Annotated in this window: 22 protein-coding genes; 12 read left to right on the top strand and 10 right to left on the bottom strand. The window is 71.6% G+C overall.

Features of this window, described 5'->3' with window-relative positions:
* Positions 1-128 precede the first annotated feature (128 nt).
* The 5 genes from AC07DS_RS02985 to AC07DS_RS02965 all read left to right on the top strand — a co-directional run bounded on the left by AC07DS_RS02985 (position 129) and on the right by AC07DS_RS02965 (position 7126).
* Positions 129-1715 (top strand): GMC oxidoreductase, encoded by a 1587-nt coding sequence (locus AC07DS_RS02985; RefSeq protein WP_479142078.1) that lies wholly within the window; start codon positions 129-131, stop codon positions 1713-1715.
* A 22-nt stretch (positions 1716-1737) separates the two neighbouring features.
* The gene (locus tag AC07DS_RS02980) at positions 1738-3564 is read left to right on the top strand and encodes a glycoside hydrolase family 15 protein (protein ID WP_479142077.1); all 1827 of its coding nucleotides are present in this window, start codon (positions 1738-1740) and stop codon (positions 3562-3564) included.
* Between the two features lie 221 nt (positions 3565-3785).
* A complete protein-coding gene (locus AC07DS_RS02975) occupies positions 3786-4625 on the top strand; it encodes an SDR family oxidoreductase (protein ID WP_479142075.1) in 840 nt (279 codons plus the stop codon).
* A gap of 33 nt (positions 4626-4658) precedes the next feature.
* Positions 4659-6089 carry a cytochrome ubiquinol oxidase subunit I gene (locus AC07DS_RS02970; RefSeq protein ID WP_479142074.1) on the top strand — a complete coding sequence of 477 codons (1431 nt, stop codon included), beginning with the start codon at positions 4659-4661 and terminating at the stop codon, positions 6087-6089.
* Positions 6086-7126: a cytochrome d ubiquinol oxidase subunit II gene (locus AC07DS_RS02965; protein WP_479142073.1), complete on the top strand. Its 1041-nt coding sequence runs from the start codon at positions 6086-6088 to the stop codon at positions 7124-7126. Before AC07DS_RS02970 ends, AC07DS_RS02965 begins: the two co-directional genes overlap by 4 nt.
* A gap of 48 nt (positions 7127-7174) precedes the next feature.
* Here the strand turns inward: AC07DS_RS02965 and AC07DS_RS02960 are convergent, their stop codons facing one another.
* Together AC07DS_RS02960 and AC07DS_RS02955 are read right to left on the bottom strand one after the other, a co-directional pair.
* Positions 7175-8125 carry a DUF389 domain-containing protein gene (locus AC07DS_RS02960; RefSeq protein ID WP_479142071.1) on the bottom strand — a complete coding sequence of 317 codons (951 nt, stop codon included), beginning with the start codon at positions 8123-8125 and terminating at the stop codon, positions 7175-7177.
* A gap of 23 nt (positions 8126-8148) precedes the next feature.
* Positions 8149-8676, bottom strand: coding sequence for a gluconokinase (locus AC07DS_RS02955; protein ID WP_479142070.1), 528 nt, complete (start codon positions 8674-8676; stop codon positions 8149-8151).
* 129 nt (positions 8677-8805) lie between these two features.
* Between AC07DS_RS02955 and AC07DS_RS02950 the strand changes: the two genes are divergently transcribed.
* A complete protein-coding gene (locus tag AC07DS_RS02950; RefSeq protein WP_479142068.1) occupies positions 8806-9783 on the top strand; it encodes a 2-hydroxyacid dehydrogenase in 978 nt (325 codons plus the stop codon).
* On the opposite strand, the gene AC07DS_RS02945 is transcribed toward AC07DS_RS02950, so the two are convergent.
* Both AC07DS_RS02945 and AC07DS_RS02940 read right to left on the bottom strand, forming a co-directional pair.
* Positions 9755-10717: an alpha/beta fold hydrolase gene (locus AC07DS_RS02945; RefSeq protein WP_479142066.1), complete on the bottom strand. Its 963-nt coding sequence runs from the start codon at positions 10715-10717 to the stop codon at positions 9755-9757. The genes AC07DS_RS02950 and AC07DS_RS02945 overlap by 29 nt on opposite strands.
* A 116-nt stretch (positions 10718-10833) precedes the next feature.
* A complete protein-coding gene (locus AC07DS_RS02940) occupies positions 10834-11793 on the bottom strand; it encodes a LysR family transcriptional regulator (protein WP_479142064.1) in 960 nt (319 codons plus the stop codon).
* Positions 11794-11906: 113 nt separating this feature from the next.
* Here AC07DS_RS02940 and AC07DS_RS02935 point away from each other — a divergent pair, with 113 nt between their 5' ends.
* Genes AC07DS_RS02935 through AC07DS_RS02910 form a run of 6 tightly spaced genes read left to right on the top strand, consistent with a single transcriptional unit; the run spans position 11907 to position 18671 of the window.
* Positions 11907-12779, top strand: coding sequence for an FAD binding domain-containing protein (locus tag AC07DS_RS02935; protein ID WP_479142062.1), 873 nt, complete (start codon positions 11907-11909; stop codon positions 12777-12779).
* A 1-nt stretch (position 12780) separates the two neighbouring features.
* Entirely contained in the window at positions 12781-13323 is a 543-nt protein-coding gene (locus AC07DS_RS02930; RefSeq protein ID WP_479142060.1) for a (2Fe-2S)-binding protein, read from the top strand.
* Positions 13320-15692 carry an aerobic carbon-monoxide dehydrogenase large subunit gene (locus AC07DS_RS02925; RefSeq protein WP_479142058.1) on the top strand — a complete coding sequence of 791 codons (2373 nt, stop codon included), beginning with the start codon at positions 13320-13322 and terminating at the stop codon, positions 15690-15692. Before AC07DS_RS02930 ends, AC07DS_RS02925 begins: the two co-directional genes overlap by 4 nt.
* 10 nt (positions 15693-15702) lie before the next feature.
* Positions 15703-16629: an XdhC family protein gene (locus tag AC07DS_RS02920; protein ID WP_479142056.1), complete on the top strand. Its 927-nt coding sequence runs from the start codon at positions 15703-15705 to the stop codon at positions 16627-16629.
* Positions 16622-17530, top strand: a complete 909-nt coding sequence (locus tag AC07DS_RS02915) for an AAA family ATPase (protein WP_479142054.1) — start codon at positions 16622-16624, stop codon at positions 17528-17530. Before AC07DS_RS02920 ends, AC07DS_RS02915 begins: the two co-directional genes overlap by 8 nt.
* Positions 17523-18671 (top strand): vWA domain-containing protein, encoded by a 1149-nt coding sequence (locus AC07DS_RS02910; RefSeq protein WP_479142052.1) that lies wholly within the window; start codon positions 17523-17525, stop codon positions 18669-18671. The genes AC07DS_RS02915 and AC07DS_RS02910 overlap by 8 nt, the downstream gene beginning before the upstream one ends.
* A 33-nt stretch (positions 18672-18704) precedes the next feature.
* Here AC07DS_RS02910 and AC07DS_RS02905 read toward each other — a convergent pair whose 3' ends face one another.
* The 6 genes from AC07DS_RS02905 to AC07DS_RS02880 all read right to left on the bottom strand — a co-directional run bounded on the left by AC07DS_RS02905 (position 18705) and on the right by AC07DS_RS02880 (position 25973).
* Positions 18705-20297 carry a class I tRNA ligase family protein gene (locus AC07DS_RS02905; protein ID WP_479142050.1) on the bottom strand — a complete coding sequence of 531 codons (1593 nt, stop codon included), beginning with the start codon at positions 20295-20297 and terminating at the stop codon, positions 18705-18707.
* A 10-nt stretch (positions 20298-20307) separates the two neighbouring features.
* Positions 20308-21639 (bottom strand): HAD-IA family hydrolase, encoded by a 1332-nt coding sequence (locus AC07DS_RS02900; protein WP_479142049.1) that lies wholly within the window; start codon positions 21637-21639, stop codon positions 20308-20310.
* Entirely contained in the window at positions 21636-22895 is a 1260-nt protein-coding gene (locus AC07DS_RS02895; protein WP_479142047.1) for a hypothetical protein, read from the bottom strand. Before AC07DS_RS02895 ends, AC07DS_RS02900 begins: the two co-directional genes overlap by 4 nt.
* On the bottom strand, positions 22895-24223 hold the full coding sequence (locus AC07DS_RS02890; RefSeq protein WP_479142045.1) for an aspartate aminotransferase family protein: 1329 nt from the start codon (positions 24221-24223) through the stop codon (positions 22895-22897). Before AC07DS_RS02890 ends, AC07DS_RS02895 begins: the two co-directional genes overlap by 1 nt.
* An 80-nt stretch (positions 24224-24303) precedes the next feature.
* Positions 24304-25125: a nucleoside-diphosphate kinase gene (locus AC07DS_RS02885; RefSeq protein WP_479142043.1), complete on the bottom strand. Its 822-nt coding sequence runs from the start codon at positions 25123-25125 to the stop codon at positions 24304-24306.
* A 32-nt stretch (positions 25126-25157) separates the two neighbouring features.
* Positions 25158-25973: a hypothetical protein gene (locus AC07DS_RS02880; protein WP_479142042.1), complete on the bottom strand. Its 816-nt coding sequence runs from the start codon at positions 25971-25973 to the stop codon at positions 25158-25160.
* Positions 25974-25976 lie beyond the last annotated feature (3 nt).

Here is a 25976-nt window from a genome sequence, read left to right as displayed (position 1 = left end):
CCGGACGGCCCAACTCGCCGGGTAGATCACCCGGAGATACGTTGGTGTGCGGGGCGGGATGGCGGCTGGGGTGGATTTCCCGCTCACCCCGGGCAGGACCGGACGAGGCTCCGAGGGCGGTGGCCTGCATGACCGAAGCGCAGCACTACGACGTCATCGTGATCGGCACCGGCGCGGGTGGCGGCACCATCGCCCACCGGCTGGCGGGCACGGGGAAACGGATCCTCCTGCTCGAACGCGGCGGCTATCTGCCCCGCGAGCGCGACAACTGGGACTCGACCGCGGTCTTCGTCAAGGGCAAGTACCGCGCCCCGGAGTTCTGGTTCGACAAGAGCGGCAACAAGTTTCCGCCCGAGGTCAACTACTACGTGGGCGGCAACACCAAGTTCTACGGCGCCGCCCTCTTCCGGCTGCGCCCGGAGGACTTCGGCGAGATCCGCCACCACGACGGCCTCTCGCCCGCCTGGCCGCTGCGCTACGAGGACTTCGAGCCCTACTACTCGCAGGCCGAACACCTCTACCTCGTGCACGGCCGGCACGGCGAGGACCCCACCGAGGGTCCCACCAGCGCCCAGTACGCCTACCCGCCGGTCCAGCACGAGCCGCGCATCGAGCAGCTCAGCCACGACCTGGAGAAGCAGGGGCTGCACCCCTTCCACCTCCCGATCGGCGTGAACCTCACCCAGGACGACCGGGGCCGGGCCGTCCACACCAGCGCCTGCATCCGCTGCGACCGCGTCGACGGCTTCCCCTGCCTGGTCGGCGCGAAGTCCGACGCCCAGGTCATCTGCGTCGATCCCGTCCTGGAACAGGGCAACGTCGAGATGGTCACCCACGCGGACGTACGGCGCCTGGAGACGGACGCGACGGGCCGCAGTGTCACCAAGGTCGTCGCCACCGTGGGGGACGGAGACCCCGCCACCGTGGAGTTCAGCGCCGACATCGTGGTCGTGGCCTGCGGCGCCGTCAACTCCGCCGTCCTGTTGCTGCGTTCGGCCGACGACCGGCATCCGCAGGGCCTGGCCAACAGCTCGGACGTGGTGGGCCGGCACTACATGCGGCACAACAACCTCGCCCTCATGGCCGTGTCCAGGGAACCGAACGACACCAAGTTCCAGAAGACTCTGGCGCTGCACGACTGGTACCTGGGATCCGACGACTGGGACTACCCCCTGGGCGGGATCCAGATGCTCGGCAAGTCCGACTCCGAGCAGATCCACGGCGAAGCGCCCCGCTGGGCCGGGGCGGTCTCCCCGGACATGCCGTTCGAGGTGCTGGCCCACCACGCGGTCGACTTCTGGCTGTGCGGGGAGGACCTGCCGACCGCCGAGAACCGGGTCACCCTGGACCGGGACGACGGGATCCACCTCGCCCTCGACGAGAAGAACAACATCGCCGGGCTGGAGCGCCTGCGGCACAAACTGCAGAGCATGCTCAGCCACTTGGGCATGCACGAACACCATCTCCTGTCGCACAGCATCTACCTGCACAAGGGGATGCCCATCGGCGCCACGGCGCACCAGGCCGGCACGGTCCGCTTCGGCACCGACCCCGCGACCTCGGCCCTGGACGTCAACTGCAAGGCCCACGACCTCGACAACCTCTACGTCGTCGACACGAGCTTCTTCCCGAGCATCGGAGCGGTCAATCCCTCGCTGACCGCCATGGCCAACGCCCTGCGGGTCGGCGACCACATCGCGGAGCGGCTGCAATGACCTCCCCCCGAAGGAGACCTCCATGGATCGCTACCCGCCCATCGCCGAGCACGGGCTCATCGGGGACCTGCAGACCGCGGCTCTGGTGTCGTCGCACGGCGTGATCGACTGGTTCGCGGCGCCGCGCTTCGACTCGCCCAGCGTCTTCGCCGCCCTGCTCGACCACGACGGCGGCGGCTACTTCCTGCTCGCCCCGGAGCACCCCGAGGGGACCTGGAAACAGCTCTACTACCCGGACACCGCCGTCCTGGTGACCCGTTTCATGTCTCCCGACGGAGTCGGCGAGATCGTCGACTACATGCCGGTCCAGCCGGGTTCGAGAGCGACGGACCGGCACCAGCTGGTGCGAGTCGCCCGCGCGGTGCGCGGCACCGTACGGTTCGAGCTCGTCTGCCGGCCGCGGTTCGACTACGGGCGGGCGGACCACCGACTCGACCTCACGCCCGAACGGGCGACGTTCCACGCCCCGGGCGCGACCGCCCACCTGCAGAGCGACATCCCGCTCGAACAGGACGGGAAGGACGTCCGCGGCGCGCGCACGCTCAACGCCGGAGAGGCGGCCGCCGTGGTGTTCACCATGGGCCCGCCCGGCGGAGAGGCGCCGCCACCACCCACCACCGAAGGGATCACCGAGGGCATCTTCGAGAACATCAACTTCTGGCAGCTGTGGGTGCGCACCTCGCGCTACCGCGGCCGCTGGACGGACACGGTGTACCGCTCCGCCATCACGCTCAAGCTCCTGACCTACGCCCCCACGGGCGCTCCGGTCGCCGCCGCCACCATGGGGCTGCCCGAGCAGGTCGGGGGTGAGCGCAACTGGGACTACCGGTACACCTGGGTACGGGACGGGTCCCTGTCGATCCGGGCCCTGCTCGACCTCGGCTTCGTGGACGAGGCGACCCAGTTCATCCACTGGCTCGGCGACCGCCTACGCGCCCACGAGGGATCGGACGGCGAGCCCCTGCAGATCATGTACCGGGTCGACGGTGACCCTCATCTGACGGAGGAGATCCTGGAGCACTTCGAGGGGTACCGCGGCTCCTACCCGGTCCGGGCCGGCAATGCCGCCTCCGACCAGCTGCAGCTCGACATCTACGGCGAGGCCCTGTACGGCCTGGCCGAGGGCCGCGAGGTCGGCGAGCACGCGGGCTACCACGGGTGGAAGGGCCTGGCGGCCACCCTCGACTGGCTCGCCGACTCCTGGGACCGGCCCGACGAGGGGATCTGGGAGACCCGGGGCGGACGCAAGGACTTCACCTACAGCCGGGTGATGTGCTGGACCGCCTTCGACCGTGGTCTGAAGCTGGCGGCCGAGTTCAGCAGGCCGGCCGACACCGCGCGCTGGACCCGCGCCCGGGACGAGATCCTGGAGCAGGTCATGGAACGCGGCTGGAACGAGAAGGAGCAGGCCCTCGTCCAGTACTACGGAGGCGACGTCCTGGACGCGTCCCTCCTGCTCGCTCCCCGGGTCGGATTCATCTCCCCCCGAAGCCCCGGCTGGCTCAGCACACTGGACGCCATGGACCGGGTCCTCGTCTCCGACAGCCTGGTCTACCGCTACGACCCCCAGGCGTCTCCCGACGGACTGCGTGGCAGTGAAGGGACGTTCAGTCTGTGCACGTTCCTGTACGTCGACGCCCTCGTCCGCGCGGGGCGGCTCGCCGAGGCCCGCTACGCCTTCGAGAAGATGCAGACCTACGCGAACCACGTCGGCCTGTTCGCCGAGGAGATAGGCCCGAGCGGAGAACAACTCGGCAATTTCCCGCAGGCGTTCACCCATCTGTCCCTGATCATGGCCGCAACGACGCTCAACGACGCGCTCGACCGGCTCTGGCGCACCCCCGACTGACCCCGGCCCGTGCCTGCCCCTTCGCGGGGCGGGTGAGCCCATGGCGCGGTGGGGTACCCGTGGCCGACGAGTCCGCCTCCGATCGGGCGAAGATCCTCAGTCGGTCAGCCCAACGCGGGCTCACCCGCGCTGCGCCCCCTCGTCCACGGTGTTTGTGTGGCGGCTGAACCTCCGGGCCACGGCCCGGCTGCCCGGGCCACGGAGTGGAGGAGCCAGACATCGTGAGTGCCGCCGAGGGTGCACCGCAGAACGTGATCCCCGCACATCTGCTCAAGGGACAGAAGGCGCTTGTCACCGGCGCCAACTCCGGGATCGGCCGGGCCACGGCCGTCGCCCTGGGCCGGGCCGGCGCCGACGTGGTCGTGAACTACGTGGCCGGGCGTGAGGACGCCGAGCAGGTGGTCGAGGAGATCAAGGCCCTCGGGGTGAAGGCGGCGGCCTACGAGGCGGACGTGTCCGACGAGGCCCAGGTCGTGGCGATGATGGACCGGATGGTCCAGGAGTTCGGCACGATCGACATCCTGGTCGCCAACGCCGGACTGCAACGCGACGCCCCGTTCACCGAGATGACCGTCGCCCAGTGGCAGAAGGTCCTGGACGTCAACCTCACCGGGCAGTTCCTGTGCGCGCGCGAGGCGACGAAGGAGTTCCTGCGGCGCGGTGTCGTGCCCGAGGTCTCGCGTGCCGCCGGGAAGATCATCTGCATGAGTTCGGTGCACCAGATCATTCCGTGGGCGGGGCACGTCAACTACGCCTCCTCCAAGGGCGGCGTCCAGATGATGATGCAGACCCTCGCCCAGGAACTCGCCCCGAAGAAGATCAGGGTGAACGCGGTCGCCCCCGGGGCCATCAAGACCCCCATCAACCGCAGCGCCTGGGAGACCCCGGAGGCCCAGCAGGACCTCCTGCGGCTGATCCCCTACGACCGTGTCGGTGATCCCGAGGACATCGCCTACGCGGTTGTCGGCATCGCCTCCGACCTCATGGACTACGTCGTGGGCGCCACTCTCTACGTGGACGGCGGGATGACCCTCTTCCCCGGCTTCGCCACCGGCGGCTGACCGCTCTCGTACCGGGCTCCCAGGGACACACGCATGCACACGACTCTCACCTGGCTGGCGGACGCGCCGCCGCAGATGCTCCCGGCCAGACTGATGATGGCCTTCACCCTCGTCACCCACATCATCCTGGTGCCGCTGGGAGTGGCACTGCCGCTGATCACACTGATCATGCACGGTTACGGTCTGCGCCGCGACGACGCGACCGCCCTGCTGCTGGCACGGCGGTGGTCGGCCGTCATGGCGGTCCAGTTCGCGATCGGCGTTGTCACGGGCACCGTGCTGTCGTTCGAGTTCGGGCTGCTGTGGCCGGGCATGATGGGCCGGTGGGGTGACGTCTTCGGCCTCGGTTTCGGGGTGGAGGGGTGGGGCTTCTTCCTGGAGGCAGTCCTCATCGCCATCTATCTCTACGGCTGGCGCAGACTTCCCTCGCGCACCCACTTCCTGCTCGCGCTGCCGTTGCCCTTCGCGGCCCTGCTGGGCGCCTTCGGGATTCTGGCTGCCAACTCGTGGATGAACACACCGCGCGGCTTCACCCTCGACGCCGCGGGAAACCCTGTGGACGTGGACGTCCGCAAGGCGATCTTCACACCCATCTTCGGTCCGGAATACTGGCACTTCGTGGTGGCGATGTTCGTCACGGCGGGCTACGTCACTGCGGGCGTCTACGCCATGGGCTGGCTGCGCGGCCGGCGTGACAGGTACCACCGGCTCGGCTTCACGGTCCCCTTCACGCTCGCCGCGGTGCTGACACCGGTGCAGTTCATGCTCGGCGACTCCATCGCCCGCCAGGTGTTCCACAAGCAGCCGGTGAAGTTCGCCGCGATGGAGATCGTCTGGAAGACCGACACCCATGTGCCGGAGTACCTCTACGGCCGACTGCACTCCGACGGCACGGTCTCCGGCGGTATCAAGATCCCCCAGCTCGACTCCATCCTCGCCGGCTTCCGCCCGGACACGAAGGTGACCGGACTGACCTCCGTGCCGGCCGACGACCGCCCGACCGCAGCCCAGGCCACCATCACGCACTTCGCGTTCGACACCATGGTCTTCATCGGCTCGCTGCTGATCCTGCTCGCCCTCTGGTACGGCGTCCTGTGGCTGTGGCGCCGCCGACTGCCCACATCCCCGTGGTTCTACCGCGGGGCGGCGTGCGCGGGCGTGGCCTCCGTCATCGCCGTCGAGTGCGGCTGGATCACCACCGAGGTGGGCCGCCAGCCCTGGATCGTCTACCAGTACATGCGGGTCGCCGAGGCGGTGACCGCGACCCGCTCCACCAGCCTGTGGATCACGTTCGGCGTGGTCATCGTGGTGTACGTCTTCGTCTTCGGATCACTCCTCGCCGTACTGCTCAAGATGCGCGCACGCTGGCGGCTCGCCGACGAGAAGGGCGGACCGCCGTCACCGAGGGAGACGCCGGAAACGGACACACCGTACGGGCCGCGCTCCACCGGGAGCCGGCTGTGATCGCCGGTGTCATCGCCGTCGTCCTGCTGGTGGTGATCGCCGCCTACGCCTGCGGTGGCGGCACCGACTACGGCGCCGGATTCTGGGACCTGACCGCAGGCGGAGCGGAGCGCGGCAAGCGCCCACGATGGCTGATCGACCACGCGATGGAGCCCGTGTGGGAGGTCAACAACGTCTGGCTGATCTTCGTGCTGGTCATCATGTGGACGGGTTTCCCCGTCTTCTTCCAGCAGGTGTTCACCACGATGTGGCTGCCGCTGACGCTTGCCGCCCTGGGAATCGTGCTGCGCGGCGCCGGCTTTGCCCTGCGCAAGCCCGTCCGGCGACTGGTCGGCCGCCGGCTGTACGGAGCGGTCTTCGCCGTTGCCTCGCTGCTGACGCCGTTCTTCTTCGGTGCCGCGATCGGGGGAGTGGCCTCGGGGCGGGTTTCCGCCACGACCACGGCGTCCACGGACGCCTGGGCCAATCCGACGTCTTTGCTGTTCGGCCTGCTCGCCATCGCGGCCACGGCGATGCTGGGCGCAGTCTTCCTCGCGGGGGACGCCCGGCGCTTCGGTGCGCCCGACCTGGACCGGTACTTCCGCAGGCGTGCCCTGGGCGCCCTCGCCGCCGTGGCCGTGCTCGCCGTCATCACATTGATCGTCACCCATGGCGATGCCGCCCACGTGTGGCACGGGCTCACCCACGGCGTAGGACTCGTCTTCGTGATCGTGGCAGTGGTGGCCACCCTCGCGACCGCGTGGCTGCTCACCCGCCCGTCCGCGGAGTGGTCCCGGGTCGCGGCGGTCGGGGTGGTGGCGTCGGCCGTCATCGCCTGGGGCATGGCCCAGCGCCCCTATCTGATCCCGACCTCACTCACCGTCGCCGAGGGCGCGGGCGCGCACACCACACTGCGCTGGCTCGGGCTCGTCACCCTCGTCGCCGTGGTGCTGGTCTTTCCCGCGGTCGCCCTGCTGTACTGGCTGGACACCCACGGTGAGCTGGAGGGGCTCACCGACGCCGAGTTGCAGCGCGGCGGAGCGGGTGACGAGGGGTGACCTCGGGGAGCGTTCTCCCCTGGCGATCGGTGCGACAGGCCCGTACCGCTAGTGCTGCGGCCGCGCGGCGGCACGGCGAGCAGCGCGGCGCCACAGGTGCCGCTGCGCGCGAAGGGTGATGACGCCGACCACCACCAGAACGACCACGTTGAGCAGGAGCTGGAAGAGCGAGCCCCGCGCCTCGTGCCACTCGGAGAAGGCGAGCGAGACGGCCACGTCCGAGGCGGCGGGAATCGTGGTCACGGATATGAAGACACCGAGCAGCGCGTTGGTGCGGGCCTCCGTGAGCGAGACGACTCCGACCACGCCGGCGAGGACGGCGACGACGACCGAGAAGACGTCCGGTGTGTCGATGAGGTGGGAGACGGGTCGCAGGCCCAGGTCGAAGGCCGTGGACTGCAGGTCGGCAGCGCGCGCCAGCAGGGCGAAGACCAGCGTGATCGCGATGGCCAGCAGGAAACCGGTCGTCAGCGCGCGGGTCCCCTCCCAGACCCTGCGACGGCTACGGCGGTCGAACCCGAGCGCGATGCTGGTGATCGCGTTGTACTCGGGACCTACCACCATCGCCGCCACGATGAGGATCTGCGAGTTGGTCATGATGCCCACCGAGCCGATGAGCCCGGCGATGACCAGAAACAGGTAGAAGGACGGCGGGTAGGTCCCACCGGCCCGGATGTGGGCCTCGACCGCGGCCCACAGCGGCGCGTGGACGAGCGCGCTCGGCTGGTCGTCCTCGATCTGCTGCGCACGGTGCGAGAACATCAGGTCCACGTCGTCGACGGCGATCGCGCCCGCACGGTCGATCCCCAGCTTGCGCAAGCTGTCCAGCACGCCGTTCGCGGCACCCTTCACCACGTCGCACTCCAGCACGTCACCGTCCGGAACGTGGGCCGACTTCACGACCACCAGGTTGAGGACGCGGTCGTTCGGGGCCAGCAGGTCGACGGCCCGCTGGGTGAGCGTGGGCGGCATGATCATGCGGAAGTGGATCAAGTCCATCCGAACCTCCTGTGGGGCGCGGACTACCGGTGCGGGCCGGCCACCGCGCGCAGCGCCTCGGCCAGCACCTGCTCCCGGTCGCCGGCCGCGTCGATGGTGACGCCCGGCTCGTCGGCCTCCAGCGGATCCAGAATCTCGTACTGGGAATCGAGCAGCTGCGGAGGCATGAAGTGCCCCTTGCGACGCGCGATCCGCTCCGCGGCCACGTCACGGTTCAGAGCGAGATGGATGAAACACAGGTCCGCCCCGGTGCGCCGGAACCGGTCCCGGTACGTGCGTCTGAGCGCGGAACACGTGGCGACACCTCCGTGTCCAGCTGTCGCGGTCGCGCGGATCCACTCCGTGAGAGCCGCCAGCCAAGGCTCGCGATCGGCGTCGTCGAGAGGATGTCCGGACGCCATCTTGGCGCGGTTGGCCGCGGAATGGAGGCTGTCGCCTTCCAGGAAGGGCACACCCAGCCGCTGCGCCAGCCGGGGTCCCACGGCGGACTTGCCGGAGGACGACACGCCCATCACGATCACCACGCGTGAACCGCCGACCGCGCTGGTCAACGAGCCTCCCTGAGGTCACGGTGGAACACTGGTGCACATCCACTATCACCCGTCGTTCCACGACGTGCTGCACGAGCCCATCCGCTGTCCCCCCGACCGCAGCCGGCCCTCGCGCCAGGAGCCCGCCCGATGACCTCCGCCACGACCTCGGACAGGAAGCGGCTCCTGCTGCCGTTCACGCCGGCCGACCTCGGCGGTCTTCCTCCGGGATGGCCTGCGCTCATCTGGGACGGCACCGGCCGGGCGCCCGGTGGACCGGCACTGGAGGCCGTCGAGCTCTTCGTCATCCCGTACACCTTCACCGGCGCGGCGCTGCCCCTGCTGCCTGAGCTGCCGTCCCTGCGCGTGTTGCAGTCCCTGAACGCGGGCGTCGACGACGTGTTGCCCCACCTGCCCGCCGGCGTCACGCTCTGCAACGCCAGAGACGTCCACTCGACCAGCACGGCCGAACACGCGGTGGCACTGACGCTCGCCGCACTGCGGGGCATCCCCGACTTCGTCCACGCCCAGGACGCGCAGCGCTGGACACCCGGCTTCCGGCCCGCACTGGCCGACCGGACGGTCCTGCTGCTCGGCTACGGCTCCATCGCCGCCGCCGTCGAGGCTCGCCTGACGGCGTTCGAGTGCCACGTGCTGCGCGTGGCCCGCACCGCACGACAGCTGCCCGGGGGGCCGGTGCATTCCATGGACGAGCTGCCGTCCCTGCTCCCGCGGGCCGACGTGGTGGTGCTGACCGTGCCGCTCACGGATGCGACCCGGGGGCTGGTCGGCGCACGCTTCCTGGCGCGGATGAGGGACGGAGCCCTGCTGGTCAACATCGCCCGTGGCCCGGTGGTGGACACCACCGCACTGGTCGGCGCGCTGCGCAGCGGGCGGCTGAGCGCGGCACTCGACGTCACGGACCCCGAGCCGCTGCCGCCGGGTCATCCCCTGTGGACGACTCCGCACACCCTCATCAGCCCCCATGCGGCCGCCACCACCTCGGCGTTCCGCCCCCGGGCACTGGCGCTGGTGCGCGCCCAGCTGGCCCGGTACACGGCCGGAGAACCCCTGGCCAACGTGGTGGCCACGCCCGACTTCAGGAAGTCGCGCCGAGAAACTCGATGAGCGCCGCGTTCACCTCGTCCGGGCGCTCCTGCTGAGTCCAGTGGCCGCAGCCCGCCAGCTTCAGGGGCGCGCGCCGCAGGTTGGGCATCAGGGCGGGCAGGCGCTCGATGAGTTCGGGTGTGCCGGGGAAGGCGGGGACGACGTCCCGGTCGCCGTAGACGTACAGGGCGGGCGGGGTGACGACGGCGCCGTGCCACGCAGCGGTCAGTTCCCAGTTGCGGTCGAGGTTGCGGTACCAGTTGAGCGCCCCGGTGAAGCCCTGGGAGAAGCTCTCGGTGAGCGCGTCGAGGTCGTCCTCGGTGAACCACTCGGGCAGTTCCTCGGGGTCGGTCATGGTCGCGAGCCAGCCGCGCTCGAGGTCCACCAGAGGCTGCCGGCCCTCGCCGGCGCCGGGAGCGTCGCCGGAAGCCCAGTAGAAGATCCTCCGCAGAGCGGTGCGGGTGTCCTTCGCGAGCTCGGCGTCGGCGACGCCGGGCCGGTTGAAATAGTTCCAGTAGAAGCGGCCGCCGAACAGCTGGTCCATGGCGGCCAGCGGAGGCTGGGGCCCGCGGAAGGGCGGCGGCACGCTCAGGCCGGCCACCCCGCGCACCATGTCGGGCCGCAGCAGCGCGGTGTGCCAGGCGACCGGCGCGCCCCAGTCGTGCCCGACGACGTACGCCTCCTCCTCACCCAGGGCCTGGATCAGTCCGACGACATCGCCGACCAGGTGGAGGATGGTGTAGGCCTCCACATCGTGGGGGTGGTCGCTGAGTCCGTATCCGCGCTGGTCTGGGGCGACGACTCGGAACCCCGCGGCGGCCAGGGGGCCGAACTGGTGGTGCCAGGAGTGCCATGACTCGGGGAATCCGTGCAGCAGCACGACCAAGGGGCCGTCGCCCTGCTCGGCGATGTGCAGCCGAACGCCGTTCACGTCAACCATGCGATGCTCAACCATGTACCCGAGCGTAGGCGCCGTGATCATGGGGCGGCGGTACCGGAACCGGGCCTGTCGCGGGCCTGCCCGGTTCGCCCACCCGGGCTCCACAGGGCGCGCCGCCTCGGCCTGTTCCCTCACGCGCCCCAGAGCGTGACGTACACCGGGGGCCGGAACCGGGAGGGCGGGACGCCCGCGCCGGGCGCGCGCATGATGCGGGTCGCCGCGGGCGTGTGCAGGAAGTGCAGGAACGCGTCGGTGGCCGGCGAACGCTGCTCCGGCCGCAGGACGGTGGCGTGCCACGTGGCGTCCGACGGCGTGGCCGGGGTCTCCAGGATGCGCAGCTCGTCCCGGAGGATGCGGGGCGACACCAGATGCGCCAGGGCGGGTGCCACCCCCGCGCCCTCGGCGGCGGCCGCCCAGGTCGCGGCCTGGTTGGGGAACACCCACACATGTCCCTCGGCCACCTGGAGCCGGCGCAGCAGCCGCCCGGAGTCCGCGTCCGGATCGGTCCCGGAGGAGTCGACCAGCCACGACCACTGCGGCGGCGGACCGGGCGGCCGCGGCGACCTGGCTCCGGTCACCACGACCAGCTGGGTGCGGAACAGCGGCTCGCTGACCAGCTCACCCCCGCGGGCGGCGCCGAGATACGGCCCCAGCGCGACGTCGGCCAGCCGGTTCTCCACCAGTACGCGTATCTCGTTGCCGCAGGCCACCCCGAACGACGTCTCGGTCCTGCGCCCCGAGCGGCAGGCGAAGGCCTCCACGAGCGACGGGAGCACGAACTCGGCCAGCGTGCTCGTGGCGACGACCCGCAGTTCGTCGGGCGCACCCCGGGCCGCCCGCACCGCGGCCTCGGCATCAGCGCTCAGCGCGACCATCCGCGACGCGACCGGCAGCAGCCGCGCCCCGGCGGGTGTCAGACGCATCCCACCGCCGCCGGTGCGCCGGATGAGCGGATCGCCGTAGTGCGTCCGCAGCGCGGCGAGTGCCTGCGACACGGCGGACTCGCTCACGGCCAGAGCCCGCGCCGCGGCGCCCACCGAACCGAGCCGGGCAACCAGCACGAAGCTGCTGAGCTGCGTGACGGTCACCATCCGATTTTCCCGCGTCCGGCCGGATAAGTGAATGCTTATCCACCCATTGCATGACCGGTACGGAAGAGCGCAGCATCACTGCAGCAACGGGCACAGCGATCCAGGAGGGCCCGATGCAAGTACCGGCTGCATTCCAGTACGAGAAGGCCACCAGCCTCGAGCAGGCCGTCGAACTGCTCGCACGGTACGGCCCCGAGGCCCGGGTCGTGGCGGGCGGACACAGCCTGCTGCCGATGATGAAGCTGCGGCTGGCCCAGCCCGAAGCCCTGATCGACATCAACGGCCTGGCCGAGCTGGCGCTCATCCGGGTGGACGGGCACGACCTGGCGGTCGGAGCCATGGTCCGCCACGCGGAGCTGCTCGCCTCACCGGTCGTCGGCGAGCACTTCCCCATCCTGCGGGACGCGGAACGGGTCATCGCCGATCCGCTGGTCCGCAACCGCGGCACCGTGGGCGGCTCGCTGTGCCAGGCCGACCCGTCGGAGGACCTGTCCGCGGCGTTCTCGGCACTGCGGGCGACCCTCGTCGCCCAGGGGCCCGGCGGCAGACGCACCATCGCGATCAGGGAGTTCTTCCTCGGTCCGTACGAGACCGCGCTGCACGAGGCAGAGCTGCTGGTGGAGATCCGGGTGCCCATCCGCTCGCACGCCAGCGCCTACCGCAAGGTCGAGCGCCGGGTCGGCGACTGGGCGGTCGTCGCCGCCGGGGCGGTGCTGGAGATCTCCGGCGGGGCCGTCACCGAGGCCGGGATCGGCCTGACCGCGGTGGGGGCCCCACGGTTCGTGGCCGAACAGGCCGAGGACTTCCTGCGCGGCGGACGGCCGGACGACGAGGCCTTCGCCGAGGCGGGCCGGATCGCCGCGCAGGAGTGCAGGCCGACGGCGGACCAGCGCGGCCCGGTCGACTACAAGCGGCATCTGGCCGGGGAGCTCACCACGCGCGCGCTGCGCGCCGCCGCCGCACGTGCCCAGGGGCAGGAGGCGTGACATGCGGATCACCGTGACCGTGAACGGCGAACAGCACACGAGGGACGTGGAGCCCAGGCTGCTGCTCGTGCACTTCCTGCGCGACGAACTCGGACTCACCGGCACCCACTGGGGCTGCGACACCTCCAACTGCGGAGTGTGCACCGTCTGGCTGGACGGGACGCCTGTCAAGTCCTGCACCGTGCTCGCGGTGATGGCCGACGGCCATGAGGTGCGCACCGTCGAGGGCCTGGCGCACGGGGCCGAACTCGACCCGGTGCAACAGGGGTTCATCGCCTGCCACGGGCTGCAGTGCGGCTTCTGCACGCCGGGGATGATGATGACCGCCCGCTGGCTGCTCGACCACGACGCCGATCCGTCCGAGGAGGACATCCGCGAGGCCATCTCCGGACAGGTGTGCCGCTGCACCGGTTACGAGAACATCGTGCGCTCCGTCCGCTGGGCCGCCGAGCACGGCGGCGGGCGGAAGACCGCCGACGCGGGCACCGAGCCGGCACCCGGCCGTGAAGAGCCGGCGCCGGGCCGCGAGGAGGTGCGGGCATGACGACCACCGAGGAACGGCCGGTCGGTTTCGGACGGATGCCCCGCAAGGAGGACGCGCGGTTCGTCCGTGGCCACGGGACCTACGTCGACGACGTACGGCTGCCCGGCATGCTGCACGGCGCCATACTGCGCAGCCCGCTGGCGCACGCCCGGATCGTGTCGATCGACACCAGCGCCGCCGAGTCGCACCCGAAGGTCAGGGCCGTGATCACCGGGGAGACCCTGGCTGGTCTCGGGCTGGCCTGGATGCCCACGATCTCGTACGACACCCAGGCGGTGCTCGCGACCGACAAGGTGCGCTTCCAGGGCCAGGAGGTCGCCTTCGTCGTCGCCGAGGACCGCTACGCCGCGCGGGACGCTCTCGAGCTGATCGACGTGGAGTACGAGCCGCTGCCGCCGGTCGTCGACGCCCTGCGGGCGATGGAGCCGGACGCACCGGTGATCCGCGACGACAAGGAGGGACAGCGGGACAACCACATCTTCGACTGGTCGGCGGGTGACAAGGAGCGCACCGACGAGGTGTTCGCGGGCGCCGAGGTCGTGGTGGCGCAGGACATGCTGTATCCGAGGGTGCACCCGGCGCCGCTGGAGACCTGCGGCACCGTCGCGGACATGGACGCCATCACCGGGAAGCTGACGGTCTGGTCCACCACGCAGGCGCCGCACGCCCACCGCACGCTGTACGCGATGGTGGCCGGTATCCCGGAGCACAAGATACGCATCATCTCCCCGGACATCGGAGGCGGATTCGGCAACAAGGTCGGCATCTACCCGGGTTACGTGTGCGCGGTCGTCGGTTCGATCGTCACCGGCAAGCCCGTCAAGTGGGTGGAGGACCGCTCGGAGAACCTGATGAGCACGTCCTTCGCCCGCGACTACCACATGCACGGGGAGATCGCGGCGACGAAGGACGGGAAGATCCTTGGCCTGCGCGTCCGGGTGATCGCCGACCACGGCGCGTTCAACGCCACCGCGCAGCCGACGCAGTTCCCGGCCGGCTTCTTCGGGGTGTTCACCGGCTCGTACGACCTGGCCGCCGCGCACTGCACCGTGACCGGTGTCTACACCGACAAGGCGCCCGGCGGTGTCGCCTACGCCTGCTCGTTCCGCGTCACCGAGGCCGTGTACCTGGTCGAGCGCATGGTCGATGTGCTCGCCGCCGAACTCGACATGGACCCGGGCGAGTTGCGGATGCGCAACCTGCTGCGGCCCGGGCAGTTCCCGTACCGGACGCAGACGGGGTGGGAGTACGACTCCGGCGACTACCCGCGCGCCCTGCGGCTGGCGATGGACATCGCGCACTACGAGGACCTGCGCCGGGAACAGGCCGAGAAGCGCGAGCGCGGTGAGCTGATGGGCATCGGAGTCAGCTTCTTCACCGAGGCCGTCGGCGCGGGCCCGCGCAGGCAGATGGATATTTTGGGCCTTGGCATGGCCGACGGTGCCGAGCTGCGGGTCCACCCGACCGGCAAGGCCGTCCTGCGGATCTCCGTGCAGACCCAGGGGCAGGGCCACGAGACGACGTTCGCGCAGATCGTCGCCGAGGAACTGGGCATCCCGCCCGAGGACGTCGAGGTGGTGCACGGCGACACCGACCAGACCCCGTTCGGGCTCGGCACCTACGGATCCCGCTCGACGCCGGTGTCCGGAGCGGCGGCCGCGATGGTCGCCCGCAAGGTGCGCGAACGCGCGAAGATCGTCGCCTCCGCGATGCTCGAAGTGAGCCCGGACGACCTGGAATGGGAGAAGGGCCGCTGGTACGTCACGGGCGACCCCGACCAGGGACGGACCATGGCCGAGATCGCACTCGCCGCGCACTCCACCCTGGAACTGCCCGAGGGCGTCGAGGGCCACCTGGACGCCAGCTGCGTCTACAACCCGCCGAACCTCACCTTCCCCTTCGGCGCGTACATCTGCGTCGCCGACGTGGACGCGAACACCGGCCAGGTGAAGGTCCGCCGGTTCGTCGCCGTGGACGACTGCGGCAACCGGATCAACCCCATGATCGTCGAGGGCCAGGTGCACGGCGGACTCGCCGACGGCCTCGGCATGGCGCTGATGCAGGTGATCGCCTTCGACGAGGACGGCAACTGTCTCGGCGGGTCGTTCATGGACTACCTGCTGCCCACCTCGGTCGAATGCCCCTCGTGGGAGCTCGGCGAGACCGTCACACCCTCCCCGCACCACCCCATCGGAGCCAAGGGCGTCGGCGAGTCCGCCACGGTGGGCTCGCCCGCCGCGGTGGTCAACGCCGTGGTCGACGCGCTGAAGCCGCTCGGCGTACGCCATGTCGACATGCCACTGACGCCCGCCGCGGTGTGGCGGGCCGCGCAGGGCCGGCCGCTGCGCACCGACCTGGCGATCACCTGAGGCGCCCGCGATGACCAACCCCGAACTGCTGACCCGGGCGGACGCGCTCCGGCACGGCCGGACCCCGTTCGTGCTGGCCACCGTCGTCCACGCGGAACGGCCCACGAGCGCCAAGCCCGGGGACAGCGCGCTGGTGCTGCCCGACGGCACCGTCGAGGGCTTCGTGGGCGGCAGCTGCGCCGAGACGACGGTGCAACTGCAGGGGCTGCGGGTGCTGCAGACCGGCGAGTCGCTGCTGCTGAGGATCACGCCCGGCGTGGACACCGGCACCGAAGGCGCGCAGGAGCCTGTCGAAGGCCTGGTCACGGTGGCCAATCCCTGTCTGTCGGGCGGAACGCTCGACATCTTCCTGGAGGCCAACCTCCCCCCGGCGCTGGCGTACGTCTACGGACACGCCCCCATCGCCCGCGCCCTGCTCGACGTCGGTCGTGTGCTCGGCCTCGACGCCCGGCCGGCCGCGCCCGGGGAGCCGCTGCCGCCCGACCTGGACGTCGTCGTCATCGCCACGCACGGCCGCGACGAGGAGACCGTGCTGACCGGGGCCGCACGCGCCGGGGTCCCGTACATCGGGCTGGTGGCCAGTCCGAAGCGCGGCGCGGCGGTGCTCGCCGGGCTGGACGTCACCGACGGACAACGCGCGCACGTCCACACCCCGGCCGGTCTGGACATCGGCGCACGGACCCCGGCGGAGATCGCGCTGTCGGTGTACGCCGAGATCATCGCCCTGCGGCCGCAGACGGCCCGGGCGACGCGCCCCGGAACCGGCACCGCCGCGCCGCGGGGCGTGGCCCGGGGCGTGGATCCCGTGTGCGGCATGACCGTGGCGATCAAGCCCGACACCCTCTCGCTGGACCGGGCCGACGGCAGGGTGTACTTCTGCGGGCCCGGGTGCCGGCACGCCTTCGCCGACGACCCCTCCCGTTACGCGCATGCCTGACCTCGGCCCCCTCGTACCCGATGTCCCCGCCCTGCGCTCGGGTCTCGACGCGGTCGGCTACCTGGCCGACGACGCCCTGGCCACGGCGCTGCTGCTGGCCGTGCGCATGCGGCAGCCGATCCTGCTGGAGGGCGAGCCGGGCGTCGGCAAGACCGAGGCGGCCCGCGCGCTCGCCGCCGTGCTGGACACCCCGCTGATCCGGCTGCAGTGCTACGAGGGACTGTCCTCGGCCGAGGCCCTCTACGAGTGGAACTACCCACGGCAGTTGCTGGCCATCCGGCTGGCCGAGTCCCGTGGGGAGTCCCTGCGGGACGCCGATCTGTTCACCGAGGACTACCTGCTGCCACGGCCGCTGCTCGCCGCGATCTGCCACCCGGGACCGCGGCCGGCGGTGCTCCTCATCGACGAGGTGGACCGCGCCGACGACGAGTTCGAGGCGTTCCTGCTGGAACTGCTCGCCGACGCCGCGGTCACCATCCCCGAACTGGGCACGCGGACGGCCGCGGTACCCCCGGTGGCCGTTCTGACCTCCAACCGCACCCGGGATCTGCACGACGCGCTCAAACGCCGCTGCCTCTACCACTGGATCGACTACCCGGACACCGCGCGGGTCGCCGCGATCATCCGCAGACGGGTGCCGGAGTCGGCCGAGTGGCTGGCCCCGCGCGTGGCGCACGCAGTGGCGCGCCTGCGGGACCGGCAGGAGCTGACCAAGCCGCCCGGTATCGCCGAGGCGATCGACTGGGCCGGCGCACTGCAGACGCTGGGCCTGTCCGTCCTCGACACCGACGCCGCCGACCGCACCCTCGGGGCGGTGCTGAAGTACGCCGAGGACCTCGATGCCGTGCGCCGGGCGGGACTGGCGGAACTGATCGACGCGGAGGCGGGCACCGATGCCTGATCTGCCGGCACTGGCCGCCTCGTTCACCGCCGCCCTGCGCGACGCGGGGATCGAGGTGGGCCCCGACCGCACCCGCGGCTTCGCCCGGGCGCTCACCCTGCTGGCGCCGTCGACCACACGCGAACTGCGGCACTGCGCGCTCGCCACCCTGGTGTCCGACCCCGGAGAGATCGAGCCGTTCGACACGGTCTTCCGGGAGGTCTTCGGCGGCCCGGCGGACCGTGCGGTACAGCGCGGACAGCCCGGTGACCCGGACCGCTCCCTCCCGCGTACCCTTCCCGGCCGCGTCCCCGGAGCCCGCGAGGCCACCGCGGACGGACCCGGCCGGGGGGCCGGCGCACAGCAGCGGGACGCTCCGGTCCCCCTCGCCGGCAGTCCGCTCGACCGTCTCGCGAGCCGCGACTTCGCGGACCTGTCCGCCGAGGAACTGGCGCGGCTCTCCGAGGCGATGCGCACCCTGGTGCTCCGCACCCCGACCCGGCCGTCCCGCCGGCACCGCACCGCACACCACGGCCGGCGCATCGACGTGCGCCGCACCCTCTCCGAAAGCCGTAGCACCGGCGGATACCCGCTGCGGCTACGCCGCTTCGTGCCCCGCACCCGCCCCCGCGACCTCGTCGTGCTCTGCGACATCTCCGGCTCGATGGAGCCCTATGCCCGCGCGATGCTGCAACTGCTCTACTGCGCCGCCCGCGCCGCCCACGCCGAGGTCTTCACCTTCGCCACCCGCCTCACCCGCCTCACCCCCGTCCTCCGGCGGGCCGGGCCGGACGACGCCCTGGCACGGGCCGGACGGGCGGCCCCGGACTGGTCCGGGGGCACCCGGATAGCGCAGTGCCTGGCGGAGTTCAACGAGCGGTTCGGACGTCGCGGCATGGCGCACGGCGCCGTGGTCGCCATCGTCTCCGACGGCTGGGACACCGGCCCGCCCGCCGACCTCGCCACCCACATGGCGCGGCTGTCCCGGGTCGCCTACCGCGTCGTCTGGGTCAACCCGCGCACGGCGAGCCCTCGTTACCGTCCGCTCGTGGCCGGCATGGCCGCGGCACTGCCCTACTGCGACGCCGTCGTCAGCGCCCACAACCTCGCGGCCCTGGACGACTTCACCGCCGCGCTGTGCGCCCCGCGCCGCCGCCGGTGACGACCGCTGCGCACAGCCCTGGACCCCGCCGTGTCAGCCGCCCGCGCCGGGCCGGCCGTCCGGCTCCTGGAGGTGGACGTACGGTTGCAGTGCCGCCGCGTCCAGTGGCCCGTGGGCGGGTGTGGGAGCAGCGGCCGGGAACTGCGGCGGGAGCGGTTCGAGGCGTTCCGCCTGTGCCAGTCCGGGTTCGCCGGTGAAGCCGAGCTGTGCCCAGACGAGGCCCGCCAGGTCCGGCAGCAGCGGCCGGCCGAGCAGCGCCACGCCGACGAGCCACTCCGCGTCGGCGTCGACCGGAGTGCGCGCCCAGTCGTCGAACGCCCCCACGGCGGCCGTCAGATCGGGTGAGTAAGGGGTGAGCAGCGCGTACTGGTCGGCCGCGGCCTTGAGCGCCAGGTCCGCCCGCCGCACCGGACCGGACTGCCGGCGCAGCCGGTCGAGGGCCGGGCGCAGCACCTTGGCCTGCCAGTCGCGCAGGGCGTTGACGTGCCCGGTCAGCGCCTGGGTCGACGTCTCGGCGGGGCCGTGGTCGAGCGGCGCGTGGAGCAGGGCGTGGCGCAGCTCGTCGGAGGTCACGGACGTGCCCCCCAGCAGCTCGGAGAGCCAGATGCCGTGCCGCTTGCTGGTGGAGCACTTGCGTCCCTCGAAGTGCAGCATGCCGTTGACGACCGTGGCGTCGAACGGGCTCAGCGTGCCCTGCGAGCCCTGTGCCAGCACGTCGGGGACGAGCAGCCCAGGGGTGGAGTTGTCACTGCCGAACAGGCCGACCGTCGTGACGCCGCTGCCCGGGGCGAACGGGTTCACGGCGGCACCGGTCAGTGTCCGGTGCACCTCACCGCAGTAGACGCTGTAGAGGAAGTAGCCGTTGCTGATGACCTTCCCCGCAGGCAGAGTCCCGCTCCGGATGCCCCAGTCGCCCTGACCGGTCAGCCGGACACGGCCGCCGTGCTTGTCCAGGGCGCGCAGCAGCGGAGCGAGGAACACGGGCCGCAGTCCGGCCGCCCGGTGCCGTTCGGCGACGGCCTGTGGATCTGCGGCCGTCGCGAACCAGTTCTCCTCCGTGCGCCACTCGACCGGGCTGTCCGTGAGCCGGGACCGCGCCCGCAGGATCTGCTCGGGGACGAAGTACTCGCCGCAGTAGGTGCAGGTGCTGCCCCCGCACGGGCGTTCGCAGTGCGGGCAGTCGCCCGCGATCCACGGGCCGACGAGCGGCCGGCCCGTGTCCTGCGCGTAGGGGATCCGCTCCCTCTCCGGGCGGGCGGCGCCGGTCGTCCGCAGCCGGGTCAGGACGTCCTCGTGCAGCCGCCGGTAGGCGTCGCGGTGTTCGGGGCCCGCCGGATCGATCCACACGTCCAGGCCGATGGACAGGCGGGCGAGGTCGCGCGCGATGCCCGCGTGGTGGTCGCGGTAGGTCTCCTCCGGGGAGCGGCCCTCGCTGTGGGCGGCTGCCACCACCCAGTCCTCGTAGGCGTCGCTGCCGGTGATGACCGCGACCTCGTGGCCCTGGGCACGCAGCGCCCGGGCGATGACGTCGGCCCGGAGGTAGGTGCCGCCGCCGTGGCCGATGTGCAGCCGGCCGTTGGGCGTCGGCTGCATGGGAACGAGCAGGACCTTGTGATGGATGTGCATGGGAGCGGGGTCACCCCTTGGCGAGGACGGTCACGAGCAGGTCGGTCAGGTCGGGCAGGGCGGCGATCCCGGGTCCGGTCCACGAGCGCGGCTCGCCGCACTCCACCAGGACGGCGGTCATGCCCGCGGCGGCGGCACCGGCGAGCTCCCCGTCGGTGCCGTCACCGACGAAGACGCAGGCCGACGGCGGAACACCGAGCCGGTCGGCGGCTGTGCGGAACAGCTCCGGATCCGGTTTCATGAGGCCGGCCTCGGCGGAGAGCAGCAGCTCGTCGAAGAGGTCGGCGAAGGCCGACTCGCGCACCATCTCCCGCACGTCGGAGGTGCAGTTGGAGACCAGGGCCGTGCGCAGGCCCAACTGCCTCGCCACCGTCACGGCCTGGACGGCGCCCGGCAGCGGGGTGGCGAAGGCCTCGCCGTGCAGCCGGCGGCGGGTGGCCGCCGCCCGGGCCGCCTGGGCGGGCGACCAGGTGCCCGCCAGATGGTCGCGCAGCCAGTCCAGGTAGTCGGCGAACGGCCTGGTCTCACGCACCTCCCTGGTGCGTTTCCACGCGTCCGCGAGATCCTCGGGCCGCTGCCCGAGCTCCACGGCGGTGGCCTCGAACGTGCGCCGTTTCAGCTCGTCCGGCAGCGGCACCAAGGTCTTCCACAGGTCGAACAGCACGGCGTGCGGCCCGCCCGGCCAGGACAGTACGACCGGCTTCTGCCAGCGGGAGTTGTCGAGCATCACGTCCGCGAGCGTCCGCGGCACGTGCTCGACCAGGTAGGCCCGCTGGGCCGGCAGGTACTTGTCGTGGTACTTCCGCATCACCTCTTCGCCCTGGGCGGGCAGATCACGCGACCGGGCCCGTTCCAGCACCGTGTCCTCGTCCACGTGCAGGTGCACGAAGAGGTCGACATGGGGCCTGGTCTCCGCGCGGTACAGGAAGACGCCCTCCAGGATCACCACACTGCCGGGATCGATGTCGTAGCGGATCGTGGTCCACTCGTCCGTGGGCAGGTCGAGACGCGCCACGGTGCGGTGCAGCCGCCCCTCGGCCCGCAGGGGGGCCAGGACCTCGGCGGCCAGCCGGGTGAAGTCGATGCTGCGCTCGTAGTACTGGCGCGGCTCCGGCAGGGCGGGGTCGTAGCGCTCGGCCCGGGGGCGGTGGAAGTCGTCGACGTGCACGACCGCGGCGGGCACGCCCCCGGCCTGCAGTGCCACCCGCAGCCGTTCGGCCATCCGTGACTTGCCCGCGGTGTCGACTCCGGTGACGCCGACCACGTACGGGCGTGCCGGGACGCCGCTTCGCCGCTCGGCGATCAACGCGGCCAGCGCGTCCGGAACCGGTCCGCCGCTCATGCGCCCACCTCCGCCACCGGTGCCGCCAGTTGGTCCAGGCGGCTCGCCAGCCGCTCGTACAGGTCGCTCGCGTAGGCGGTGTCGTCCCTGCGGTCGAGCGGGGTGGGTTCCACCCGCAGTACGGACAGCAGAGGGTGCGCGGTCCCGCTCAGCAGCAGTGCTCCGTCGTCGTCGGCGAGCAGCCGGGCGGGGGAGTCGCCGGGGCGCGCCTGCACGCCGTCCACGTGGATGTCCGGCGCCCGGCCGTGGTAACCGAGCGCCTGGACGATCAGTGCGGCCCCGTCGAAGACGTCGGCCGCGTCGGCGAGTACGGGCGCGTCCACGAGAGCGGCGCCGGGCACCTCGCCCGCCCAGAGGGCGCAGTACAGGGCGCGTGACTGGTGACGCAGCCCCGAGTCCCGGTAGACGATGCCGGTGGCCGGGCACACGTCGGCGACGGGATCGAACGGGCGCTCCCGGCCGGGCACCTGCCCCAGCCGGGCGAGGTCCGCGCTGTCGTACATGAGCCGGGCCGGACCGCGCCTGACGACCCGGAGGGCGGGCAGCGGCGCGCCGGGGTGCTCGGCGCGCAGTTCCGCCCGCACGTCGAGCAGGGTCTGCAGGGCGGACATCGCGCTGTGCGAGCAGCCGGCGACGACGACCGGGCGGCCGGCGGCCGCGCGGAGCCTGTCCTTGATGTCCTGGCGTCGGCCGACGGAGATCACGGTTCCCGACGCCAGCACCTTCGACCGCCAGCGGGCCAGTTCCGGATGCGGCCGTTCGGTGCGCCCGGTGGCGAGCACCACGTGCCGTGCCGACTCCGTGCTGCCGTCGGAGAGTTGCAGCACCACCCGCCGCTGCCGGCTGTCGGCGTGCACCGCGACGACCGCGCTGCCCAGGCGCACCCCCTCCGGTCCGAGGGCGTCCGCGAGCGTGCCTCCGAGTGCGGTGAGGGCGGTGGCCAGCCGCTCCATGGCCACCGGCTGCTCGGCGCGGACGACGTCGGCCAGCGCGGGGGAGCGGGCCAGGGACGCGAACGGGCCGCTCGGGTCCAGGTGCTTGAAGAAGCGGGAGCCGATGGAGGTGGTGGTGATCCCGTACCGGGCGAAGCCGCCGGGGCCCACGGTGGTGCCGCGCTCGTAGACGCGGATCCGCCGGCGCAGCAGGCCGGGGGCGGAGGAGAGGAACGTGGTGGTGCGGAAGCCGCCTCCGACGAACGCGATGTCGCTGTCCGCGGCGGGCTGTCGCGGCGTCGGACTCGCCGGCCGGTCGGACATCAGATTCCCTCCGCCAGCAGCAGTTCGGTGAACCGGTCGCAGATGACGTCGGCCTCCTCGAGGGTGAGGATCAGGGGCGGGCGGACCTTCAGCACGTTGCCGTGTCCGTAGCGCGAGGTCCGCAGGACCAGGCCGTGGTCCAGGGCACGTTCGGCCAGCCGGTTGGTGAGTTCGGCGCTGGGGCGTCCGGACTCGTCGACGATCTCGACGCCGATCATCAGACCGACCCCCCGCACGTCCGCGATGTGCGGGTGCGTGCGGCGCAGGTCTTCCAGACGGCCGAGGATGTGCGCGCCGGTGGCACGCACGTTGGCGAGGAAGTCCGGGTCGTCGATGACGTCCAGGGTGGCGAGGGCCGCGGCGGCGGCCAGCAGGTTGGCCCCGTAGGTGAAGGAGTGGTCGTTGGTGGGCAGGCCCGCCAGCTCGTCACTGGTGAGGATGGCCGCGACCTGGGTGCCGGAACCGCCGAGTCCCTTGGCCACGGTGATGGCGTCGGGGTCCACGCTGAAGTGCTCGGCGGCGAACATGCGTCCCGTGCGGCCGATGCCGGTCTGCACCTCGTCGAAGATCAGCTTGATGTCGTGGGCGTCGCACAGGTCGCGCAGCGCGGCGAAGTACCCGTCCGGCGGCACGATGTTGCCGCCGTTGCCCGAGATGGGCTCCACGAGCACCGCCGCGACGCTGCCGCTGCTGGCGTACTCCAGGAAGTCGTTGATGCGGTCCACGCACATCAGGCCGCAACTGCGCGGATCCTGGCCGTAGAAGCAGCGCATGCAGTACGGGTCCGGCACCTGGAGTCCGCCGTGGTACAGCTGGGCCAGCGGCTGCTTGCGGAAGGCGTTGCCGGACAGGCTGGCCATCATCACCGTCTGGCCGACGTGGCTGCGGAAGAGGGTGATCACATCCCGGCGTCCGGTCGCACGTTGCGCCATCTTCACCGCGCCCTCGTTCGCGGCCGAACCCCCGTCCACCTTCAGATGGGCCTTGCTGATGGTCTTGGGGGCCAGCTTCACCAGACGGTGGGCCAGAGCGTTGATGGGTGCCGTCTGGAACCCGGACGTGACATGGATGAGCTGGTCGGCCTGTTCCTTGATGGCCCGGACCACCGCGGGGTGGCGGTAGCCGAGACTGAGGTTGAAGGTCGCGGACGCGCAGTCGATGTAGCCGCGGCCTTCGGAGTCGTACAGGTGGATGCCCTCGCCGGCCACCATCCGGGTGTCGGAGACCGGATAGTAGACGGCGCTGGTGTCGTCGACCTGCTGCTCGGGCACGAGGTCCGGGGCTACGAGATGAGGGGGCAGGGGCATACGAAGGCTCTCCAGGCTCATTGACGCTCCTTCGACGGGGAAGGGGGAGGCGGGCGGCGCGCGGGCCGCGCGACGGCAAGGGGGGAGACCGGCGCTGCGGTTCAGTTCCGCCGGGCGGGGGTCACAGCCCGGACCTCGGCGTACAGGCCTTGCGCCGCCAGCAGGCGGGCCAGTTCCCGGGCCTCGGCGCGGGTACCGGACAGAAGACAGGACCAGCCCTCCACCTCGGCCTCCACATAGGCGGAGATCACCTCGCGCACCGTCAGTCCGGGCAGGGCGTCGGCGATCAGGGACATGCCGTGGTCCACGGAGTGCGGATCACCGGGCAGCAGACAGGCACCGAAGCCGCCGGCCGCCGGACGGGGGCGCCAGGCAGCGCGCCAGCCCTCCTTCTGCGCGGTCCCCCAGAAGGCCCGCGCCTCCGCGAGCAGCACGGAACGCGGCAGGGCGGCGAGCCGGCCGCTGATCCCCTCCGTGACGCCGTCGTCGCGGTGCCGTGTGAACGGCTGCCCGGTCGGCAGACTGACCAGGTACTTCTCGACGTTGGGGCCGATCTCCTGGGGCTCGGTCGGGGTGTGCACGCAGTTGGCGAACGCCGAGGTACCGAACCGCGCCCGCACCTCGCCGCGCAGGTGCGCGCAACGGCGCACCACGTCCGGCCCGCGCACCACGATGACCTCGCACGGTCCGCTGGTCAGGTACAGCCTCAGCAACTCCGCGGTGATCGGGTACTTGGGCCCGGCGAACTTGGGCCAGGTGTCCATGACGTCCTCGTCCTCCAGACAGACCTCGTAGCGCAGCTCGACGGTCAGCCGTGAGGCCTCGAGGAGTTCGTCGACGTACTCGCGCACCTGGGGGCAGCGGTAGCCGTCCGGCTTGACGACCAGGACGCTCAGCTCCCCCGGCGCCGCCGGGTGGGACATGGGATGACCTTTCTGTTCGAACGGTTCGACGCTCATGCGGCGAACTCGTAGCCGTCGTGCCGGCGGACCAGCTGCGCCGAGACACGGAACGCGGTCAGCGCGGCGGCCAGCCACAGCGCGCCCGCGAGCGCGGCCCAGGCCGCCGGCCGTGCGACGGCGGCCGGGCCGGCACCGTCGGCGAGCGCGCGCACCGCCGCCACGCCGTGCGTGGCCGGCAGCGCACCGGCCAGCAGACGCACGCCGAGCGGCCAGAAACCGGTCGGCACCTGGACCCCGCTGATCGCCATGGTGACGAGGAAGGCGGTGTTGAACACGATGTTGCGGACGGCCGGCGCGGCGAGCACGAAAGCGCCGAGGAACAGCCCGAAGCAGTACGTGCTGAACGCGGTCAGCAGCACCAGCGCCACCAGTACCGGAAGCTGCGCCGCCGCGAACTGCACGCCGAACAGCGGATCCAGCAGCACCAGCGCGACGAGCGAGGTCGCACAGCCGCTCACCGGCCACTGCAGGCTGCGGCCGAGGAAGACCCACCCCATCTCGCTGGGCGCGGCGGCCAGCAGTGCCAGCGTGCCGTGCCCGCGCTCCCAGCTGGTCGACACCACCACCGTCATGGCCTCGATGACGCAGGTCATCACCGAGTTGCCGAGGACGAGATAGCGGGTCTGCCCGGGCGAGTGCAGATAGGAGCCGAGCAGAGCGAAGAAGGTGACCTGGCACAGCATCCGGCCCAGCCAGCCGAACGTCCAGCTGTACCAGGTGTAGGTCGCGCGGAAGTCGGCGAAGGCATTGGCCGCGGCCGCGCGGACCACCCGGCCGATGCCGGTCACACGGGAGGTGGTGATGTCCATGCG

It is taken from the genome of Streptomyces sp. NPDC044064 (genome assembly GCF_056434245.1).
The sequence above is the reverse complement of the archived record's forward strand: the minus strand, read 5'-3'. Positions and strand labels throughout refer to the sequence as shown.

Coding starts and splice junctions, on each gene's coding strand:
- AC07DS_RS02985 (WP_479142078.1), top strand. CDS start 129: ATGACCGAAGCGCAGCACTACGACGTCATCGTGATCGGCACCGGCGCG.
- AC07DS_RS02980 (WP_479142077.1), top strand. CDS start 1,738: ATGGATCGCTACCCGCCCATCGCCGAGCACGGGCTCATCGGGGACCTG.
- AC07DS_RS02970 (WP_479142074.1), top strand. CDS start 4,659: ATGCACACGACTCTCACCTGGCTGGCGGACGCGCCGCCGCAGATGCTC.
- AC07DS_RS02960 (WP_479142071.1), bottom strand. CDS start 8,125: ATGGACTTGATCCACTTCCGCATGATCATGCCGCCCACGCTCACCCAG.
- AC07DS_RS02950 (WP_479142068.1), top strand. CDS start 8,806: ATGACCTCCGCCACGACCTCGGACAGGAAGCGGCTCCTGCTGCCGTTC.
- AC07DS_RS02945 (WP_479142066.1), bottom strand. CDS start 10,717: ATGGTTGAGCATCGCATGGTTGACGTGAACGGCGTTCGGCTGCACATC.
- AC07DS_RS02940 (WP_479142064.1), bottom strand. CDS start 11,793: ATGGTGACCGTCACGCAGCTCAGCAGCTTCGTGCTGGTTGCCCGGCTC.
- AC07DS_RS02935 (WP_479142062.1), top strand. CDS start 11,907: ATGCAAGTACCGGCTGCATTCCAGTACGAGAAGGCCACCAGCCTCGAG.
- AC07DS_RS02930 (WP_479142060.1), top strand. CDS start 12,781: ATGCGGATCACCGTGACCGTGAACGGCGAACAGCACACGAGGGACGTG.
- AC07DS_RS02925 (WP_479142058.1), top strand. CDS start 13,320: ATGACGACCACCGAGGAACGGCCGGTCGGTTTCGGACGGATGCCCCGC.
- AC07DS_RS02920 (WP_479142056.1), top strand. CDS start 15,703: ATGACCAACCCCGAACTGCTGACCCGGGCGGACGCGCTCCGGCACGGC.
- AC07DS_RS02915 (WP_479142054.1), top strand. CDS start 16,622: ATGCCTGACCTCGGCCCCCTCGTACCCGATGTCCCCGCCCTGCGCTCG.
- AC07DS_RS02910 (WP_479142052.1), top strand. CDS start 17,523: ATGCCTGATCTGCCGGCACTGGCCGCCTCGTTCACCGCCGCCCTGCGC.
- AC07DS_RS02905 (WP_479142050.1), bottom strand. CDS start 20,297: ATGCACATCCATCACAAGGTCCTGCTCGTTCCCATGCAGCCGACGCCC.
- AC07DS_RS02900 (WP_479142049.1), bottom strand. CDS start 21,639: ATGAGCGGCGGACCGGTTCCGGACGCGCTGGCCGCGTTGATCGCCGAG.
- AC07DS_RS02895 (WP_479142047.1), bottom strand. CDS start 22,895: ATGTCCGACCGGCCGGCGAGTCCGACGCCGCGACAGCCCGCCGCGGAC.
- AC07DS_RS02890 (WP_479142045.1), bottom strand. CDS start 24,223: ATGAGCCTGGAGAGCCTTCGTATGCCCCTGCCCCCTCATCTCGTAGCC.
- AC07DS_RS02885 (WP_479142043.1), bottom strand. CDS start 25,125: ATGTCCCACCCGGCGGCGCCGGGGGAGCTGAGCGTCCTGGTCGTCAAG.
- AC07DS_RS02880 (WP_479142042.1), bottom strand. CDS start 25,973: ATGGACATCACCACCTCCCGTGTGACCGGCATCGGCCGGGTGGTCCGC.